This window comes from Flexivirga sp. (assembly GCF_051955415.1).
In the GTDB taxonomy this organism is placed as follows: domain Bacteria; phylum Actinomycetota; class Actinomycetes; order Actinomycetales; family Dermatophilaceae; genus Flexivirga.
The window spans coordinates 45,726-64,730 of the sequence record NZ_JBQCGS010000010.1 but is presented as its reverse complement, the minus strand read 5'-3'; the positions used below and the strand labels follow the sequence as shown (position 1 = coordinate 64,730).

The window sequence follows — 19,005 nt, the reverse complement described above, 5'->3', positions numbered from 1 at the left end:
TGATGAGCCCACGACCCACCGGCGGTGGTTACCGCCCGGCATTGGATGGCCTGCGTGCCGTCTCGGTGCTCACGATCATGCTCTTCCACGTGCCCTACGAGTGGGTGACCGGCGGCTACAGGTCGGTCAACGTGTTCTTCATCGTGTCCGGCTACCTGATCACCGGCCTGCTGCTCAAGGAGTTGGACACCTGGGGCTCCATCGACCTGGTGGGCTTCTATGCCCGTCGCGCGCGGCGGCTGCTGCCGGCGCTGTTGATCATGCTGGTCGTGGTGTCGCTGGTCTGGCCGCGGATCCTCGGTGACCAGACACCCAGCACCATCAAGGGCGACGGGCTGGCTGCGCTGTTCTACGTGGCCAACTGGCGGATGATCCTCACCGGGCAGTCCTACTTCGAGCAGTTCGGCACGATCGCGCAGTCGCCGTTCAAGCACGCGTGGACCCTCGGCATCGAGGAGCAGTACTACCTGATCTTCCCGATCCTGCTGATCGTGCTGTTCCGCCTGTTCGGCAGGCGCGGACACGGCCGGATCCTGGCGGTGCTGCTGGCACTGGCCGGTGTCTCGGCGATCGTGATGGCCACGCTGTACGTGCCCGGCGGCGACCCGTCACGGGTCTACTACGGGACGGACACCCGGATGCAGGACATCCTGGTGGGCGCCGCGCTCGCAGTCGGTATGGCGATGCTCGACCGGCGCCGGCTGACCGCGTGGGTCGACCGCAACCGGCCGTTCGTGGTCGGCGCCGGGTGGACCGTGGCCGCGCTGACGCTCTACTGGTTCTTCTGGATCCCGGCGCACGGCTGGGTGTTCTACGGCGGCTATCTCGTCTTCGACGTGATGTTCGCGGTGCTGATCTTCTCGGTGGAGGTGCTGCCCGGCAGTTCCGTGGCGCGGATGCTGTCCTGGCGGCCGCTGGCGTGGATCGGGATGATGTCCTACGGCCTCTACCTGTGGCACTACCCGTTGTTCACGGTGCTGACGCCGGATCGGGTGCACCTGTCCGGCATACCGTTGCAAGTGCTGCGTTTCGGGCTGACCTTCGTGATCGCGAGCGCCTCCTACTATGTCATCGAGGACCCGATCCGCAAGGGCGCGTTGCGCCGGATGGGACGCCGGATCAGCGCCGTCGTCCCGGTCGCGGCCGTCGTCGCGACAGCGGTGATAATCGCCGTCTCGGTCAACGGCATGCGGCTCGCGCCCAGCGCGCGGGCAGGTGAGGGCGTGGTGCTTTCGAACGGGTCCGGTGCTTACCGGGTGCTCATCGTCGGTGACTCGGTCGGGTTTTCGCTCGGCTACAACTTCCCGCACCGGGTCTTTCCCGGCGTGCAGGCCAGCGCCGCCGTCGACTTCGGCTGTGGGACGGCTGAGCAACGCATCGTCATACAGGGCAAACGCCAGCCGTTGGAGCAGGAGTGCTCGGACATCTTCCAGCACTGGTCGCAGGGCGTCGCCAACGCGGCGCCGACCGTCATCCTCTGGTCACTCGGCCCGTGGGAGGTTTTCGACCACTACGTGGACGGCAAGACGTTGACGGTCGGGTCCAAGGAGTACGCGCGCTATCTGCTGTCCCGGCTGGAGACCGGACTGACCGCGATGGACAAGGCCGGCACACACGGCCCGGTCGTCATACCGACGGTGCCGTGTCTGGGACAGCCCACCTACCTGATCGACGGTGTGAACATGGCGACCGAGCGCAACGACCCGAAGCGGGCGGCTGCGGTCAACCAGATCCTGGCCACGTTCGCAGCCAAGCACCCGCACACTGTGCATCTGGTCGATCCGGCTGAGTTGGTCTGCCCATCAGGCACGTTCACCGAGAAGGTGCACGGCGTCACGTTGCGGGACGACGGTGTGCACTACACCAAGGCCGGGACCATCGCGTTCTGGAAGTGGCTGATGCCACAGCTGGCGAAGTGGGTGCCAGGCACCCCGAAAGCGACGCCGTGAGCCACTCCTCGCAGATCCGCCGACTCGACGCGCTCGACGGGATCCGCGGAGTGCTCGTGATCTTCCTGCTCGCCTACCACTTCGGGTTCAGCAGGCTGGCCGGTGCCTGGCTGACGCTGAACGTATTCTTCGTGCTCTCCGGCTTCCTGATCGTCCGACTCCTCGTCCAGGAGCGCGCGCGCACCGGCTCTATCCGGTTTCTCGCGTTCTACGCACGGCGTGCGCGCCGGCTGTTCCCGGCCCTGGCGCTACTGCTGGCCGTGGTCGTGATCTACGGGCTGGGATTCGCACCCGACCAGGAACGCGGATTGCTCCGGTGGGACGTCATCGCCACCATGGGCTACTTCATGAACTGGCGGCTGGTGGCCCAGAGCAACCAGTACTTCGTCCAGTTCACCGAGCCGTCGGTGCTGCAGCACACCTGGTCGCTGTCGGTCGAGGAGCAGTTCTACCTCGTGATCCCGGTGCTCGTCCTCGGGCTGATGGCGTTGGTGCACACCCGCCGGGCGCTGATCGCGGTGCTGGTCGGACTGGCGCTCGTCTCCGCCGGGTGGATGGCCGTCGTCGGCGTCGGCACTGACGTCGCACGGTCGCACCTCTACTACGGCACCGACACCCGCGCCCAGTCGCTGCTCGTGGGTGCCGCGCTCGGGGTCTGGACCGCCCGGCTGGGCAGGCAATCCCGACCGAGCCCGTTCACCATCAACCAAGTCCAGCTGATCGGCGGCACGGCGCTCGCGATCACCCTGGCCGGATTCGTCCTCGTCGATCCGCAGACCACCGTGATGGCCGACGGCGGCATGTTCGCGCTGTCGCTGGCCGCCGCCGCGTGGGTCTGGGCCGCTGCCGACGAACGGATCGGGCCGTTGCAGAAGTGCCTGTCGGTCCGCCCGCTGGCGGCGCTCGGCCGGATCTCGTACGGCGCCTACCTGTGGCACTGGCCCATCGGACTGTGGATCGAACAGGCCATGCCGTCAGCCGCGGTGTGGCAACGGGTGCTGCTCGGTTTCATCCTGACCGTCGGCGTCGCAGCGATCTCCTACCAACGTCTGGAGAAGCCGATCCACGACCGGGGCTGGGGCGCCGTGATCGGCGGTGCGTTGCGCGCTCGAACCACCGCGATCACGGTTGCGCTCGCGTTGTTCGTCGGCGCCGTCGGCATCGGGGTCGGCGCACCGGCCGCGGACGGCGTACCACGCACCAACGCACCCAGTCGCATCGTCCCTCTGGTCCCCGGGCAGCCGCGGTTCCACCAGCCCAGTAGGCCCTACACCATTGCCCTGTATGGCGATTCGGTTCCTTACCTCCTCGTCAAGAACTTTCCCGCGCAAGCGTTTCCCGGGATCACGGCGAAGGCGGTGGCCGTCCCGGGTTGTGATCTTCTCAGCGAACCATGGCTGAACCCGAAGAACGGCGAACCGGGACCCGATCCGCCGGAATGCAAGCCGTTCCGGCAGGAGGTGCGATCACGTATCGCCGCGGCGCACAGCGACCTGGTGATCGTGTTCCCTGCTGCACTGCTCGCCTTCAAGCACCGCATTGGTGACAAGACTGTCTGGTGGGGTGATGAGGCGTACGAGTCTGCGGTGCGTTCGCGGCTCGATGCGATATCGAGCGCGGCGAAGGCGAACCACAGCAAGGTCGCGATCGTCACCGGGACGTGCCGCAGCACAATCCCGAAGGCGATTCGGTCGGTCATCGGCTCCGTGCAGGATGACCAGCCGGCGCTGCTGAGCGAGCTGAAGACTGGCAACAAGATGAATTCCCTCATTCGCGATTGGGCGAAGTCGCGGGACACCCCGATCGCTGACTTGCATCACGCTGTTTGTCCGAATGGCAAGCCCAGGTCCATCAAGGGAATGCCGATCTTCGGTGACGGCATCCACTTCTCGGCTGCGTTCACACCCAGCGTCTGGGCGTTCCTCATCGCCGAACTCGGGCTCGACACATGAGCGGGCCCCGATCGGTCGGAGCCGTCGGACGTCGTCGGTATGACGCCATCGACGGCTACCGCGGCCTGTTCGTCGTGCTCGTCATGCTCTACCACGTGGGTGTCACCGGCCTTGTCGGCGGCTGGGTGGGCATCAACCACTTCTTCGTGTTCTCCGGCTTTCTGATCACCCGGCTGCTGGTGAAACAGTTCGGGCGGTACGGGCGCATCGACGTCGTCGACTTCTACCGGCGACGCGTGCGTCGCATCGTTCCGGCGATGCTCCTGCTCGTCGCCGCGGTGGTGGTCCACACCGCGCTCTTCGCGGACCCGGCATTCCGCCGGCAGGTCGGTGGTGACTCGGTGGCGACCATCGGGTTCTTCCTCAACTGGCGGTTGATCAGTCGTGACGACGCGTACTTCACCATGTTCGGTCAGCCGAGCCCGTTGCGGCACGCGTGGACGCTGTCCGTGGAGGAGCAGTTCTATCTGGTCGCGCCCGTCCTGCTGTTGGTGATCTGCTGGTTCCTGCGGTCCAGGCCGGCCCGCGCGGCGGTCGCCTTCCTGCTCGCGGTGGCGTCGTCGGTGTGGTCCTCCCGACTCGGCTATCACGGCCTGGTGGACCAGGCTCGCTTCTATTACGGGACCGACATCCGCGCCCAGGCGTTGCTGGTCGGCGTCGCCGCGGGGTTACTGCTCGCCGTGGATGATCGAGGCAGGGAGCCGCTGCCGTTGCCCCGGACGGCGACCCACGTGCTGGCGTGGATCGGCTTCGGGACGTCCCTGGCAGCTCTGTTCGTGCTGAGCCCGACCAGTTCGTGGGTGTACAACAACGGTGGAATGCTGTTGTTCGCGGTCGCCGCCGCGCTGATGGGCTTCGCGGCGATCGACCAGCGTGACCTGCTGATCAACCGGTTGTTCTCCTGGTCGCCACTGGTCTATCTGGGCCGCATCTCGTACGGGCTGTACCTCTACCACTGGCCCATCCACCTCTGGCTGACCATGCCGGCGCTGCCCCGGTGGCTGGCAGGCACCATTCAGCTCGGACTGGCATTCGTCGTGGCGACGATCTCGTTCCGCTACCTGGAGCTGCCGATCATGCGGCACGGGCTGCGCGGTGTATGGCGCCGGCGGCAGGTGCGCCGCACCGTGCCGGTCGCCGCCGTCATTGCGTCGTTGGTCGGCGCCGTGGTGCTCTGGCAGGGCGGCGCCGGCCCGGCGGAGTCGGCCCCGAACCTTGTCGCGGCTCAGCCGGCCTATCGCGCTGGGGCTGCGGTCCACCGGATCGGGATCCTCGGTGACTCGGTCGGTTCCTCACTGATGTCCGGGTGGAGACCCGATTCATATCCGGACCTGCGGATCAGCAACCAGACCCTGATCGGCTGCGATCTGATCGATGCCCCGACCTGGCACGACGGCTCACTCGGCCGGCCGGAGAGCCAGTGCGCCTCGTGGCGTACCAGCTGGCCGGCCCGGATGGAGGCCGCCGGCGCCGACTCGATGATCCTGCTGGCGGGCGCGCAATTCCTGACGGACCACCGGGTCGGCGACACAGTGGTCGCCCCCGGCACACCCGCGATGCGTCGCCTGATAGATCGCACACTGGACGACATTGGACGCCGGGCTCGCTCGGCGGGCATCCCCACCATCACCGTGGTGAACCTGCCGTGCCGCCGGATCGATCCGAACCAGCTGGATCCCTCGCTGCGGTTCTTCGCCGCGCAGGGCAGCGACGACGCAATGGTCGACTGGACCAACGGCGTCCTGGCCGACTGGGCGTCGGCGCACACCGGCGCCCGGCTCGCCGATCTGCATGGGCAGCTGTGCCGCAACGGATTCCGCCCCAGCGTGCACGGCGTGCAGCTCTACCACGACACGTTGCACTTCCGGCCGCAAGCCGCCGCGATGATCTGGACCTGGCTCGCCCCGCTGGCACGTGCCGGAACTCGTCATTGACCCTTCCGACCGCACGGGGAAGTGAGAACCTTCCTGGGTGAGCGAATTGAGTGCCGACGAGCGACGAGTCCTCGACATGGTGGACGACGAAGCGATCCTGGCCGACCTCGCCGCGCTGGTCGGCATACCGTCGGTCGGTGGCAGCGCCGGTGAGGTCGAGGCACAACAGTGGTGCGCCGACCGGCTGCGGGTGCTCGGGCTGCAGGTCGACGAGTGGGAGCTCGACCTGCCCGAGCTGAGCGCCGACCCCGATTTCCCCGGTGCCGAGGTCGAGCGGTCCCGTGCTGTGGGAGTGGTCGGGGTGCTCCCGGCGACCGCAGGCACCGCCGGCAGCGGCCGCGGCACGGGCGAGCCGGCGCTCGCCTTCTGTGGCCACACCGACGTGGTGCCACCGGGCGACGTCGACGGCTGGACGAGCGACCCGTTCGTGTTGCGCGTCAAGGACGGCGTCGGTCACGGGCGGGGCGTGTGCGACATGAAGGCAGGCGTCGTCGCAATGATCGGTGCCGTCGACGCGTTGCGGCGCGCCGGCATACCGCGCGAGCAACCGATCGCGGTCCATTGCGTCAGTGGGGAGGAGGACGGCGGACTCGGTGCATTCGCCACGCTGCGCAGGGGACACCGCGCACGCACCTGCGTGATCACCGAACCCACCGCCGGTGCGGTGATCCCGACCAACGCCGGATCGTTGACCTTCCGCATCGAGGTGCGCGGCCTCGCCACACACGGCTCCCAGCGGTGGCAGGGCGTCAGCGCCGTGGACAAGTTGGATGTCGTCCAACGCGCCCTGCGCCGGCTCGAGCAGGAGCGGAACGCCGAGATACCCGACGAATTCAGTCATCTGAAGGTGCCCTGGCCGTTGTCCATCGGGATCGTGCGCGCCGGCGACTGGGCGAGCACCGTGCCCGATCTGCTGATCGCCGAGGGCCGTTACGGGGTCCGCCCCGGTGAGGCGGTCGCCGACGCCCGTGCGGCGTTCGAGCGGGCCGTCGCGGAAGAGGCCGCGGCGGATCCCTGGCTGCGTGACCATCCGGTCGACGTCAGCTGGCCGGGCGGGACGTTCGCCTCCGGCAGGCTCCCGGAAGGACACTCGCTGTTGGGGGAGGTCACCGACGCCGCCGCCACGGTCCGGGGGAGCGTGCCGCCTGCCGTCGGTGCCCCGTACGGCTCCGACCTCAGGCTGTATGCCGCCGCCGGCGTACCCACCCTGCAGTACGGACCCGGGCGGGTCGAACAGGCCCACGCCGTCGACGAATCGGTCGAACTGGACGACGTGCTGGGGTGTGCCCGGGTCTATGCGCTGTTCGCGCTCCGCGCCTGCTGCGCGCGGCGCTGACACGCCGAGTCGGCAAATCGCCAACTGGCCGGTAACTTCGGAGCATTCGGCGCTATTCTCTGCGGCCATGCAGACATCGCGCCTGTTCGACGCGCTCCCCGACGTCTTCGGCGGCGACCCTCGTGCGGGTGACCCGACCGATCCGCGCTGGGAGCGGATGACCGAGGAGGTCAGCGGCTTCACCAGCGCCCACGAGCTGGCGGTCCTCAACCTCGCGGCCGCCGTGCTCCCGGCCGACGAGGCCTACCTCGAGGTCGGCACCTTCAAGGGCCGTTCCCTGGTCGCGGCCGTGCAGGGCAACGAGGACAAGACGTTCTACGCGATGGAGAACTTCCTGGAGTTCGGCATGGCGGGTGAGGCGGCGCACGCCGAGCTGAAGGACAACCTCAAACGTTTCGCCGGTGACGCGCAGGTGCGGTTGCTGGAGGGGGACGCCTTCACGCTGATGGCGCGACCCGGCGTCATCGACCGGCCCGTCGGCGTCTACTTCTACGACGGCGAACACACGTTGCTGTCGCACTACCTCGCATTGGCGGTCGTCGAACCGCTGCTCGCCGACGAGGCATTGGTGCTGGTCGACGACGCCAGCTGGCCGGTGGTGCAGCACGCGCACCGGCTGTTCCTCACGCGACACCCCGGCTGGCGGATCGCCGCCACCTGGGACGCGCAGCACGCGGACGACCCCCGCTGGGCCAACGGCCTGCATGCGCTGGTGTTCCAGCGGGCGGCGGGACGTCGCCGGGCCATCTCCCGCACCGACGAGGCGCTGCGCCGCTACCAGACGACGGTGCAGGACCGGGTCAACAAGGTGGCGTGGGGCGCGGCGAGCCGCTTCCCCGGTCCGGTCAAGAAGCTGGCCGGCCTCGTGTTGTCACGCTCGCGGGCTATCGGCGGTCACGATCACTGAGTCGTCCGCGATGGCCGTCGCCTGGTGCCGCACCACCACCCGCAGCAGGCCGGACAGGGCGACCACGAGTGCGCCGGCCAGGCACACCAGCACGATCTGGGTCGGCGAGTCGTGCCAGACCCCGGCGATCGCGACCACCTCCACGACGATGACCGCCCAGGTCAGGTTGCCGAGCAGGCCGGTGTCGCTGCCCATCTCGGAGAACAGCCAGACCTGCGCCAGCGCCCAGCCCACCCCCAACGCCACGCACAGCAGCGCGAGGTGTCCGAACGAGCCGTAGTCGGCGCCGCCCGCGACGGTGATCCAGGTGCGCGGTGACATCGCGACCACCGCGAAGCCGACGATCCCGATCACGGCCACGACCGCGCTCGCCCGCAGCAGCGTCCGGGTCGGCCGCGAGCCCTGCATCCGCGGCACGATGATCAGCGCCACGAACTGCGTGCCCCAGCACATCGCCCGGGCGAAGGTGGAGGCCAGCGCGTAACCGCCCGAGTCGTGCGCGGACAGGAAGTGCCGGGCGAGCAGCATGTCCACGTTGGTCAGCGCGACGTATGCCGCCAGGGTGCTATTGGACCGCAGCAGCTCCCGGGCGAGCCGGGCCGTGCGCGGCAGCCGGACCAGGTCGGTCCAGCACAAGGCGGCGCCGTATGCCGCGGCGATCATCCCGGCCAGCAGCATGGCCGCGAACACCGCGGTCACATCGGCGCCGACGACCGCGCAGGCCGCGGCGGCGATGACCCGGCTGACCGCGTTGACCAGATAGAGCAACGACAGGGCCCGCAGGCGTCCCCGGCCGAGCAGGATCCCCTGGAAGCAGCCGGTGAGCGTCATCGGCACGAGCATGCCGCCGAGCAGCACCGGAGCCCACAGTGAGGGCAGGTGGAACCAGCCGGTCAGCGCGGGGGACAGGGCCACGGTGACGGCGAAGCACCCGGCACCGGTGAACAGCGCCGGCCGGACCGCGCTGGTCGGCTGTTCCGGGTCGTCCCCGGACAGCCGCCGGGCCACGACGACCTGGAACACCCCGGCCGGTATGGCCAGCAGGACGCCATACGTCGACAGCGCGGTGTAACCGCCGAACTCGCCGGGGCCGAGCGGGCGGGACAACAGCATCACCACGAGATAACCGAGCGCGTTCGCCATACCCATCGCGACGCCCAACAGCGCACCCATGGCGGTCCGTCGCGAGGGCGCCCGGCGCGCGTTGGTTGCGGTCACGACCAGTGAGGTTACTCGGCAGTTATATTTGGGTGCTCACGCAGCGATCACCGGGCGACCGACCGGCCTGCGACGACCGCCGATCTCGACCCTGGGAGCCTCCCGAAGTGCGCAGACAGCTGACGGGATATCGGCTCACGGTCCTGGGACTGACCCTGCTCCTGGCGCTCATCGTGGCGCTGAACGGATTCGGGCACTTCTACACCGACATCAAGCCCGAGGTCTATCTCGCGCCCGGCCGGATGATCCGGCAGTACCTCTCGGCGTGGACCGACACGCCCTACCTGGGATCGCCCAACTTCAACGTCGGGCTGGTGCCGGTCCTGCTGGTCACCGGTGCACTGCGCGGCATCGGGCTGTCACCGGAGTGGGCGTTCAAGATCCTGCACTTCGCCCTCTGGCTGGCCACCGCGTGGGGCACCGCACGGCTCACCCGCACCCTGGTCCCGCGGGCCGGACGGTATGCCGGGCTGGCCGCCGGCGTGCTGGTCCTCGCCAACCCCTACACCATCCAGGCCGGCAGCACGCTGGCGATCGCGCTGCCGATGGCGTTGCTGCCCTGGTCGCTGCTGGCCTTCATCCGTGCGTTGTGGACACCGGGACGCCGCTGGTTCTCACTCCAGGGGTGGCGGTGGCCGGCCGTGTTCGGGCTGCTGTTCTTCGCGATGAGCGGCATGAACGTCGCCATCGTGCCGATCTTCCAGTTGGTGGCGCTGCTGCCGATCCTGTGGGTGGCCCGGCGGGTGTGGCGGCTGCGCTGGCCGGTGATCACGGCAGCCGTGGGCAGGTGTGCGCTCTTCGTCGTCGGTGTCTCGGTCTACTGGTTGGTGCCCGGTCTCGGTGCTGTGGCGACCGGCAACCAGATCGTCGACGAGTCCGAGTCCCTCACCGGCATCGCGAAGGTGTCCTCCTTCCCGGAGGTGCTGCGCGGCATGGGGCTGTGGTCGCTCTACGGCCAGGACAACCACGGCGCCTGGGTGCCGCAGGATGCCGTGTTCCTGACCAGTCCGCTGGTCATGGTGCTGACCATGCTCTGGCCGGCGCTGGCGCTGCTGGCGCTGCGCCGGCTGCACGGCGCCGCCCGGGTCGTGGTGGCCGGGACCGTCGCCATCGCGGCCGTGCTGATGGTGGGCATGTTCCCCGCCGCCGAGCACCCCGCCTCGCCGTTCGGTGTGTTCTTCCACTGGTTCGTCGAGCTGCCGGGTATGGCGGCCTTCCGCACCACCAACAAGGTGGGTGCGCTGCTCGCCCTGGCCTTCGCGATCGCGCTCGGAGTGGCCGCCGCGAAGGTGCTGCCCGCCCTGCTGCGCCGGGACGGCCTCGCCCCGGTCGCCGCGGTCGCGGTCACGATGCTGCTGCTGTCGTGGACGCTGCCGGCATTGACCAACCGGCTCTACACCTCCCCGATGGACATCCCGGCCTACTGGAAACACGCGGCGTCCGCCATCGACAAGGGCGACCCGGGCTCGGCGGTGCTCTTCCTGCCGGGGCAGACGCGTCCGGCATACCGCTGGACGGTGGACCGGCCCGACGACGTGGCGAACTCGCTGTTCAGCAGGCGGGTGATCCTGCCGGAGACCAGCACGAACGCCTCCCCGCCCGGCGGCAACTTGCTGGCTTCGCTGGACTCGACCCTGGAGGACGGCGTCGTGCCGCCGGGGACGCTGTCGACCTACGCGCGCTACCTGGGCGCCGACACCGTGCTGATGCGGCACGACGTCACCTGGCAGGACTCCGGCGGCGTGCGTCCCGGCCTGGTGTCGGCGATCGCCGCGCAGGACAAGGGCCTGTACGGCGTCGCCAATTACGGCTACCCCGGGGAGTATGTCGGCGGAGCCGACGCCACCGCCGAGGAGTCGCAGCTGCCGCCGCTGCAGCAGTACTCCGTGCCCGCCGCCGGCAACAGCGTGCGGGTCGAACCGGCCGGCAACTCGCTGGTCGTCGCCGGCGACGGCTGGTCGGTGCCGTCGATGGTCGACGCCGGACTGCTGCGCGATGCGCCGACCTTCCGCTACGCACAAGATCTTTCGGCCCACCAGCTGGCGGACAACCTCGGCGGCGGCCACACTCTGGTGCTGACCGACACCAACCAGCGCCGGGACGCCATACCGAACCGACTGGCGAACAACCAGGGCCCACTGCTCGCCGCCGACCAGCCGCTCGCGGTCACCCGCACCCTGGGCCCCGACCCGGCGGACCAGACGGTGCTGCAGCGGTCCGGCGCCCGGGTCACCGCGACCTCGCAGGGTGGTGCGTTCTTCGACCTGCCGTATGCCGTGCCGGAGAACGCGGTGGACGGCGACCCGTCCACCGCCTGGCTCTTCGGCGACTTCGGCCGCGCGGTCGGCAACCGGCTGACGATCACCGAGCCCGCCCCCGTCACGCTCGACACGCTGCGGATCGCGCAGGCGCAGATCGGCAGCGTGCGGCTGGGCAAGGTGACCGTCCGGGCCGGTGGCCGGACGGTCACCCGGACGGTGCCGGCCAGCGGCTACGCGGACTTCCCGATGGGGCACATCTCCGCGAAACGGGTCACCATCACCGTCGACTCGACCAGTGGCACGGGCTACAACCTGGTCGGCATCCGGGACATCCAGGGGCTCGGCGCCCCGGCCGTGCGGTCGGCCCGCACGCCCCTGACCTTCACCGACGCCTACCGCACCCTGAGCGCCGCCGGCAGAGCGGCGTTCGACCGCACGCCGCTGGACGTGCTGCTCACCCGGCGGCAGGGCACCTCGGAGGTCGGCGACGACTCCGAGCGGGGACTGCGACGGGTGATCAGCCTGCCCGACGCGCGCACCTTCGATGCCACGGCCGCAGTGCGTGTCGACGGCGGCTTCGAGGAGGTTTACGACCGCACCGCCGGCCTGTCGCCAGCGGTCGCCGCCACCGCGTCGTCGTTCTATTTCGGCCTTGCGGGCACGCGTGCGTCGCTGGCGGCCGACCGGGACGCCTCGAGCGCCTGGCAGCCGGGCGGCACGCTCCGCGGCGCCTGGTGGCAGTTGACCGGCCCGGAGCGGACGATCAGCTCCGTCTCGGTCACCCAGCAGGCGGGCAGCAGCGGCGACAGCAACAACGCGTACGCACGCCGGGTGACCATCAGCGTGGACGGCACGGACGTCGCGACCGCCACCCTGAAACGGCGCGGCACCACGCGGATCGCGATACCCGACCAGCATGGGAAGGCGGTGCGTGGCAAGGACGTCCGGATGACGATCGACTCGATCACCGGCACCGAGAGCCAGGTGCCGCCGCGGTTCACCTCGATCGACACCGGCCTGCACGTGCACCAGCTCGCCGGCCTCGGCCCGATCGGGCGGGCCGGCCGCAACGACCCGCGCTGCACCACCGTGGCCACGATCGACGGCTCGCCGCTGCGCATGCGTCCCACCGGCCAACTGCAAGGCTCCACCACCCAGGGCAGCAAGTGGGTCGCCTGCGGCGCAATCACGCTGGCCGGCGGCACCCATCACCTCGAGCCGACCCACGGCTTCACCCTGGACGACCTGCAGCTCACCGACACGCAGCACCGCAGCGCCCGCACGGTCAAGGCTCCGGCGACACGACTCTCCGACGACACCAGCACCCACACGCGACTGCAGGTCACCACGACCGGACCGGCCACGGTCGTATTGGGGCAGAGCATCGCCGACGGCTGGCACGCGACCGCCAACGGCAAGGACCTCGGCGCCCCGCAGACGGTCGACGGCTACTCGGCCGGCTGGCTGCTGCCGAAGGCCGGCACGTACACCATCGACATCAGCTACGCGCCGCAACGGCGTGCCGACGTCGCGCTCGGCATCAGCCTGGCGGTCATCCTGGTTGCCGTGGCGCTGGCCGTGGTCCCCTTCGTCGGCAGACTGCGCGACCGACGCAACAAGCCCGACGCCGATGACGACGACGCCGATGACGACGCCGATGACGACGCCGATGACGATGGCGGCGACGAGAACGCCCCGGGCACCGCGGAGCCGGGCCACTCCGTCGCCGCCGGGCCGGATCTCGCCCTGCAGACCGACGGAGGATCGAGGGCCCGGTTCGCGCCACTGGCTCTTCCGCGGCCGGCGCTCGAGCTCGCCCTGATCCTGGTGGCCGGCTTCTTCGTCGGCTGGGCCGGGCTGGTGGCCGCGGCAGCGGTGGTGGCGGTGCTGCGATGGCGGCGGTCGATCCCGTCCTGGTGGCTGCAGCTGACCGGCGCCGGCCTGCTGCTGATCGCGATGGGCGTCTATCTGCTCGTGCTCGGGCACACCAGGGGCACGCTGAGCGCGGACGGTGTCGCCCGCAGCATGTGGCCGCACTGGCTCGCCGGTGCGGGCCTGGTCGTGGGATTGGTCGGAGCGCTGCGGGACAGCGCCACGGTGGAAGAGGATGACCGTTTGTGAGAGAACCACCCCTGGTGTCGGTCGTGGTGCCGACCCGCAACAACGTGCGCACGATCCGCGCGTGTCTGCAGTCGGTCCGTGACCAGACCTACCGGCGCGTCGAACTCATCGTGGTCGACAACCACAGCACCGACGAGACCCTCGCGATCGCCACCGAGTACGCCGACCTTGCGGTCACCGGCGGACCCGAGCGTTCGGCACAACGCAACCTCGGCATCGAGGAGGCGCAAGGCCAGTGGGTGCTCTGGCTGGACAGCGACATGGTGCTGCCGCGACGCAGCATCGAGGTGGCCGTGCGGACCGCGCTGGGCAGCGGCGCCACCGGAGTGGCACTGCCCGAGCGCACCATCGGCGACGGTTTCTGGACCGCCTGCCGGGCGCTGGAACGCGAGTGCTACCTCGACCAGCCGTGGTTGCACAACCCCCGCCTGGTGCGGCGCGACTACCTGCTCGGTGACGGCGGTTTCCACCTGGCCATGTCCGGCCCGGAGGACGCCGACCTGCGGCTGCGGATGCACGCCGAGGGGCGCGGCATCGAGCTGGCGCCGGTTGTCGTGGACCACGACGAGGGCCGGCTGACCGTGGCCGACGTGCTGCGCAAGCGCTACTACTACGGACGCAGCATCCCCGCGTTCGCCGGCCGGCACGAGGGCGCGGTCGGCGCGCAGGGCCGCGCGGTGCTCAAGGCGTATGCCGTCAACTGGCGCCGTCTGGCCCGTGACCCCGCGCACGCGGCCGGCATGGTGCTGCTGCGCAGCCTCGAGGTGGTCGGGTATGCCGCCGGTGCGCGGCGCGGCCGGCGGGACCGAGCCGGAGCAACGGCGCCAGCATGAGTCGAAGGATGCTCTGGGTGTCCCTGCCGGACCAGCGCCCGCGCCGCGAGCTGTACTGGATGAGCCGTATGCCGGACACCGACGTGACCGCGCTGGCGGCCCAGCGGCCGGCCGGTGACCTGACCTGGGTTCCGGCCACCTACCGGCGACCGATCAAACGCTTCGTCGAGGCGGGGGCGCTGGCCTGGGTCAACGGGCTCGCGCGGCAACAGCCCGCGGCATACGACTGGGTGGCCACCCTCGAACTGTGCTCGCTGGTGACCGGGCAGGCCAGCAAGTGGCGGCGTGGTTCCGGTGTCCGGCAGGCGGTCGTCACCTGGGAGAACCTGCCGGACCAGCCGCTCTACAAGCTGCCGCCCTACAAGCAGGCGCTGGACTCGGCACGCGATGCCGACCTGTTCCTGTGCATGATCGATGCGGCCCGGGATCACCTGATCCACAACGGTTTTCCCGCAGATCGCATCCGGGTGGTCAAGCCCGGCGTCGAGACCTCGGTCTTCACCCCGGCCGCGGAGCCGGCTCACGACCCGCTGGTCGTCTTCTGCTCGCCGCTGGCGGCCAACCAGGGGATCGACCGGGTGCTGGACGCCATGCGGCTGGTGCGTCGGGCGGTGCCCGAAGCGCGCCTGGTCGTGGCGGGCAACGGTCCATTGCGCGGCCTGGTCGAACGAGCCGCCGCCGACCCGGCGACCGGTGTCCGGCTCGCCGGCCAGTTGGACGCCCACGGCGTCGCTGACCTGCTGGCGGGCGCGGCCGTCTTCTGCACCGCGCCGCGGCCGACCTGGAAGTGGACCGAACAGTTGGGCCTGGCCTACCTGGAGGCGCAGGCCTGCGGCCTACCCGTCGTGACCACGCGATGCGGCACGAACGACGAGGCGGTGCTGGCGCCCAACGCCCTGGTCGACGACGACGTCGAGGCGATCGCCGACGCGCTGGTGACCCAGCTGACCGACCGTGACCTGCGGATCCGGATCGGCGCTGCCAACCGGGCCCGGATGCTGGCCGAGCACGACCTGGCTACCCAATGTGCCCGGATGGCAACGGCGTTCGCCGACATCGAGGGGCGCCTGGCGCAAGGCGTCGGATGACGCGCCCGCTGGCCGCAGTGGGGCAGCGCAGCGTCGGCGCCGTCGTCGGGCTGCTCTGCGGGGCGGTCGCGCTCGGCCCGGCCCTGGCACCCGGCTACCTGCTGCACTACGACCTGGTCTTCGTCCCTCGGCTGGCGCTCGGGGACCGGACGATGGGAGTCGACGGTTCGGTGCCGCGCGCGGTCCCCAACGACTTCGTCGCCGCGGTGCTGTCGCACATCGTGCCGGGGTGGCTGGCCGAGAAGGCGCTGCTGCTGGCGGTCTTCGTGCTCGTCGGCGCGGGCGTCGGTGCGCTCGCCCGCAGCCGGCTCGGCGCCGGATCGGCGGCGCTGGCAGCTGCCTGGAACCCGTATGTCGCCGAACGGCTCGCGATCGGGCACTGGGGCTACCTGTTGGGTTACGCCTGTCTGCCGTTCCTGGTGGCCGCAACCGCTGCGCTGCGGGCCGGCGACCGTCGCTCCCGCGCCCGGCTGGGCGGCTGGCTGCTGGTCACCGCGGCGACCGGCTCCACGGGTGCGGTGCTCGGGCTCCTGGTGGTGCTCGCGGTGCTCGTCGTCCCCGCTGATGCACCCGTTGCGGTCGGGCGGCGGATGCGCGAGTTCGCCTGGGTCGCGGCGGTTTTCCTGCTCGCCAACGCGACCTGGTGGTTCGCCTACCTCTTTCTGGCGCCCTCCCAGTCGTCCTCGGCGGCCGGCGTCGAGGCGTTCATGTCCCGGGCCGACACACCGTGGGGCGTGCTCGGATCGCTGCTGACCGGGGGAGGCATCTGGAACGAAGGTGTCTGGTTCGCCGAACGGCAGTCACTGCTCGTCTCCGGGCTCGCGCTGCTGGCCGTGCTCGCGGTCCTCGCGCTCGCCGTGCAGGAGCGGGTATGGCGAGTCGGCCCAGCGCTCGGCGGGCTGGCCGTGGCCGGTGTCGTCGGCCTCCTCCTCGCGGCGGCGAGCGCGGTGCCCGGCGGCCGGCAGTTGATGACTGCCGTGGTGACCGACCTGCCCGGCGGGGGACTGGTGCGCGACGCCCAGAAATTCCTCGGACTCTGGGTCCTGCTCGTTGCGGTGCTGGCCGGGCGGCTGGTGGAACGCGTGCGTGCTGCCGGCGCCGGAGCGGGTGCGCACCGCTCAGCAGCGCTGGTGATCGCCGGCCTCGTCGCGTGCTGGCCGTTGGTCACTCTCACCGGGCTCGCCTGGGGCGCGGGCGGGCAATGGCGGGCCGTGGACTACCCGGCGGCATACCGCAGGATGACCGACCGGATCGAGGCACTGCCGGCCGGCGGGGTCGCCGTCTTCCCGTGGACGCAGTACCGGCAGTATGCCTTCGACCACGACGCGGTGCTGCTGGACCCGTGGCAACGCCTGCTGGACCGGCAGGTGCTGGTCAACGACGGCCTGCCGCTGGTCGGCGGGACCGTGGTGCCGGGGGAGGACCCGGCGGCGGCCCGGGTGACCGCAGCGGTGCGTTCCGGCGCCGGTGTGGTGCCGGCGCTGCGGGACGCCGGCGTGCGCTACGTGCTGTGGGAGACCGATCAGCCGGCGGCGGGCGACATACGGGACGTGAGCGCACGGCAGCCGATCGCGACGGACGGGACGCTGCGCCTCTACGACCTCGGGGCCGTCGGCGTGGAGCCGCCGCCGGACCACGGACCGCTGCGCTACACCGGGTGGGCCCTGGCGGCAGGCGCCCTCGTCGTGGTCGCCGCGGATCTCCTCGTCGACGAACTGCGCGGCAAGCGCACACGGGCGCTGACTCGTGAGTAACATGGAGCCGTCCGGCGTCGAACCGAGAGGGAAGTAATGGGCAACACGAAGCTGCTCTACAACATTGGCGGGGCCGTCGCTGGTGTCGTGCTGGCCACGGTGGCCATCTTCGGACTGATTGCCCAGCAGGGCTCGGTCACCCAGCCGCAGAAGTTCTCCTCGACGATCAACTACAACCAGTAGACACGAGGTCGTCGACCCCAGCACACCTGAAGGCGGTCGTCCCCGGTCGGGGACGACCGCCTTCGGCTGTGCCCGGCGGCCGGGCGGTCAGAAGTTGGCCGCGACCGGAGTGTCCTCGCAGTCGCGGGGACCGTCCGGCTCCGTCGCGCCGCGTCGCGCCGCGAGGATCTCGTGGACCGACCGCAGCCGCGGTGCGCGCGCCGTGGGCTGTTCCGGTCGCGCGGCCCGCCCGAGCACCGACTTCAGGGTGAGCTCGAGCGCGGTCCCGCTGCTGCGCCAGTCGAAGCTCAGTGCATGCGTGCGGGCGGCGCGGCCGAAGGCGGTGCGCAACTCGTCGTCGCGCAGCAGCACGTCGACCTGTTCACGCATCTCCTCCGGCGTGTGGGCCAGCAGACCGGTCTCGCCGTGCAACACCGACTCGGTCGGCCCTCCGGCGTGGGCGAACGCCAGGGACGGTGTCTCGTGCAGCCCGGCCTCGACGATCGTCAGCCCCCAGCCCTCCTTGTGTGATGGCATCAACATCAGCCAGGACCGGGCCAGCAGGCGGTGTTTGGTCGCCTCGTCGACGAAACCGTGGAAGTCGACCCGGTCCGCCACTCCACGGTCGCGTGCGTGCCGCACGAGGTCCGCGTGCCAGTAGCCGGTGCCGATGATGTCCAGCCGCAGGTTCGGGTGATCGTGCCGCAGGTCGGCCAGGATGTCGATCGCGGTCTCGACCTGCTTGTGGGGCACCAGCCGGCCGAGCACGGTCAGCACCGGCGTGGGGCTGTGCTGGTGCATCAGGCCGTGCTCCAGCTGGGCCGGACGGTCGTTGCCGGAGTAGACGATGTCGATGCGTTCGCGGTCGATGCCGAGCTCGACGAGGTCGTCCCGGCTGGCCTGCGAGACCGTCACGTAGCGGCAGTTGCGATAGACGACCGGCGCGACCCGTGACTCGAGGAACCAGCCGAAGCGGGCGAGCCGGGGGCCGAAGATGACGTGCCACTGATCGCGATGGACGTGGTGCATGACGTTGACCACCGGCCGGCGGGCCAGCAGTGGCGCCCAGAACGGCACGCCGTTCTGCACGTCGATGACGATGTCGAAGTCGCGGCGGTGCCGGGCGGCATACAGCAGACCGGCGAGGTAGCAGGAGAAGCGGCCTCCGCGGCGCACGACGGCGACCCGGCCGTGCCGGTCGGTGCGCGGTGCGCCCGGGAAGCGGCTGGTGAAGATGGTGACCTCGTGGCCGAGTTCGGTGAGGACCTCGGCAGTGCGCTCGGTGAACGTCTCGGCGCCGCCCGCCTCGGGATTGTCGCGGTCCCGCCACGACAGGTAGAGGACCCGCAGCGGCGGACCTGACTCGTCGGGACGAGCGCGCACTAGGACTCCAGTCGGTTCGTGTGGCGCCGGACACATTCGGTACGGCACCGGTACAGTAGCGCCGAATGCTACCCGTTGGTAACTGGAGGTTGGGTGTGTCCGGCGTG

At 70.3% G+C, this 19,005-nt stretch carries 12 protein-coding genes; 10 read left to right on the top strand and 2 right to left on the bottom strand.

All coding sequences use genetic code 11. The features are described 5' to 3' along the window. The first annotated feature begins 2 nt into the window (after window positions 1–2). The 5 genes from ACTHL4_RS01420 to ACTHL4_RS01400 all read left to right on the top strand — a co-directional run bounded on the left by ACTHL4_RS01420 (window position 3) and on the right by ACTHL4_RS01400 (window position 8,078). Window positions 3–1,949 (top strand): acyltransferase family protein, encoded by a 1,947-nt coding sequence (locus ACTHL4_RS01420; protein ID WP_440280942.1) that lies wholly within the window; start codon window positions 3–5, stop codon window positions 1,947–1,949. Continuing rightward, entirely contained in the window at window positions 1,946–3,901 is a 1,956-nt protein-coding gene (locus ACTHL4_RS01415) for an acyltransferase family protein (protein WP_440280941.1), read from the top strand. The genes ACTHL4_RS01420 and ACTHL4_RS01415 overlap by 4 nt, the downstream gene beginning before the upstream one ends. Continuing rightward, the gene (locus tag ACTHL4_RS01410; protein WP_440280940.1) at window positions 3,898–5,835 is read left to right on the top strand and encodes an acyltransferase family protein; all 1,938 of its coding nucleotides are present in this window, start codon (window positions 3,898–3,900) and stop codon (window positions 5,833–5,835) included. Before ACTHL4_RS01415 ends, ACTHL4_RS01410 begins: the two co-directional genes overlap by 4 nt. Window positions 5,836–5,872: 37 nt before the next feature. Beyond that, complete coding sequence (locus tag ACTHL4_RS01405) at window positions 5,873–7,171, top strand: ArgE/DapE family deacylase (protein WP_440280939.1); 1,299 nt, start codon at window positions 5,873–5,875, stop codon at window positions 7,169–7,171. Between the two features lie 67 nt (window positions 7,172–7,238). Further along, entirely contained in the window at window positions 7,239–8,078 is an 840-nt protein-coding gene (locus ACTHL4_RS01400; protein ID WP_440280938.1) for a class I SAM-dependent methyltransferase, read from the top strand. Here ACTHL4_RS01400 and ACTHL4_RS01395 read toward each other — a convergent pair. Further along, window positions 8,043–9,296, bottom strand: coding sequence for an oligosaccharide flippase family protein (locus ACTHL4_RS01395; RefSeq protein WP_440280937.1), 1,254 nt, complete (start codon window positions 9,294–9,296; stop codon window positions 8,043–8,045). The two genes, ACTHL4_RS01400 and ACTHL4_RS01395, sit on opposite strands and share 36 nt — an antisense overlap. Window positions 9,297–9,403: 107 nt before the next feature. Here ACTHL4_RS01395 and ACTHL4_RS01390 point away from each other — a divergent pair, with 107 nt between their 5' ends. The 5 genes from ACTHL4_RS01390 to ACTHL4_RS01370 are packed head-to-tail and all read left to right on the top strand — an operon-like array spanning window position 9,404 to window position 17,536. Beyond that, a complete protein-coding gene (locus ACTHL4_RS01390; RefSeq protein WP_440280936.1) occupies window positions 9,404–13,678 on the top strand; it encodes an alpha-(1->3)-arabinofuranosyltransferase domain-containing protein in 4,275 nt (1,424 codons plus the stop codon). Then, window positions 13,675–14,511 (top strand): glycosyltransferase family 2 protein, encoded by an 837-nt coding sequence (locus ACTHL4_RS01385; protein WP_440280935.1) that lies wholly within the window; start codon window positions 13,675–13,677, stop codon window positions 14,509–14,511. Before ACTHL4_RS01390 ends, ACTHL4_RS01385 begins: the two co-directional genes overlap by 4 nt. Window positions 14,512–14,519: 8 nt before the next feature. Next, complete coding sequence (locus ACTHL4_RS01380) at window positions 14,520–15,599, top strand: glycosyltransferase (protein WP_440280961.1); 1,080 nt, start codon at window positions 14,520–14,522, stop codon at window positions 15,597–15,599. Further along, window positions 15,596–17,353: a hypothetical protein gene (locus tag ACTHL4_RS01375; protein WP_440280934.1), complete on the top strand. Its 1,758-nt coding sequence runs from the start codon at window positions 15,596–15,598 to the stop codon at window positions 17,351–17,353. The genes ACTHL4_RS01380 and ACTHL4_RS01375 overlap by 4 nt, the downstream gene beginning before the upstream one ends. 36 nt (window positions 17,354–17,389) lie before the next feature. Next, the gene (locus tag ACTHL4_RS01370; RefSeq protein ID WP_440280933.1) at window positions 17,390–17,536 is read left to right on the top strand and encodes a hypothetical protein; all 147 of its coding nucleotides are present in this window, start codon (window positions 17,390–17,392) and stop codon (window positions 17,534–17,536) included. Between the two features lie 87 nt (window positions 17,537–17,623). On the opposite strand, the gene ACTHL4_RS01365 is transcribed toward ACTHL4_RS01370, so the two are convergent. Further along, window positions 17,624–18,898: a glycosyltransferase family 4 protein gene (locus tag ACTHL4_RS01365; protein ID WP_440280932.1), complete on the bottom strand. Its 1,275-nt coding sequence runs from the start codon at window positions 18,896–18,898 to the stop codon at window positions 17,624–17,626. Between the last annotated feature and the right edge of the window lie 107 nt (window positions 18,899–19,005).

Bases quoted from the DNA above. Each gene is read 5' to 3' on its own strand.
- ACTHL4_RS01420 (WP_440280942.1), top strand. From the start codon at position 3: ATGAGCCCACGACCCACCGGCGGTGGTTACCGCCCGGCATTGGATGGC.
- ACTHL4_RS01410 (WP_440280940.1), top strand. From the start codon at position 3,898: ATGAGCGGGCCCCGATCGGTCGGAGCCGTCGGACGTCGTCGGTATGAC.
- ACTHL4_RS01400 (WP_440280938.1), top strand. From the start codon at position 7,239: ATGCAGACATCGCGCCTGTTCGACGCGCTCCCCGACGTCTTCGGCGGC.
- ACTHL4_RS01380 (WP_440280961.1), top strand. From the start codon at position 14,520: ATGCTCTGGGTGTCCCTGCCGGACCAGCGCCCGCGCCGCGAGCTGTAC.
- ACTHL4_RS01375 (WP_440280934.1), top strand. From the start codon at position 15,596: ATGACGCGCCCGCTGGCCGCAGTGGGGCAGCGCAGCGTCGGCGCCGTC.
- ACTHL4_RS01370 (WP_440280933.1), top strand. From the start codon at position 17,390: ATGGGCAACACGAAGCTGCTCTACAACATTGGCGGGGCCGTCGCTGGT.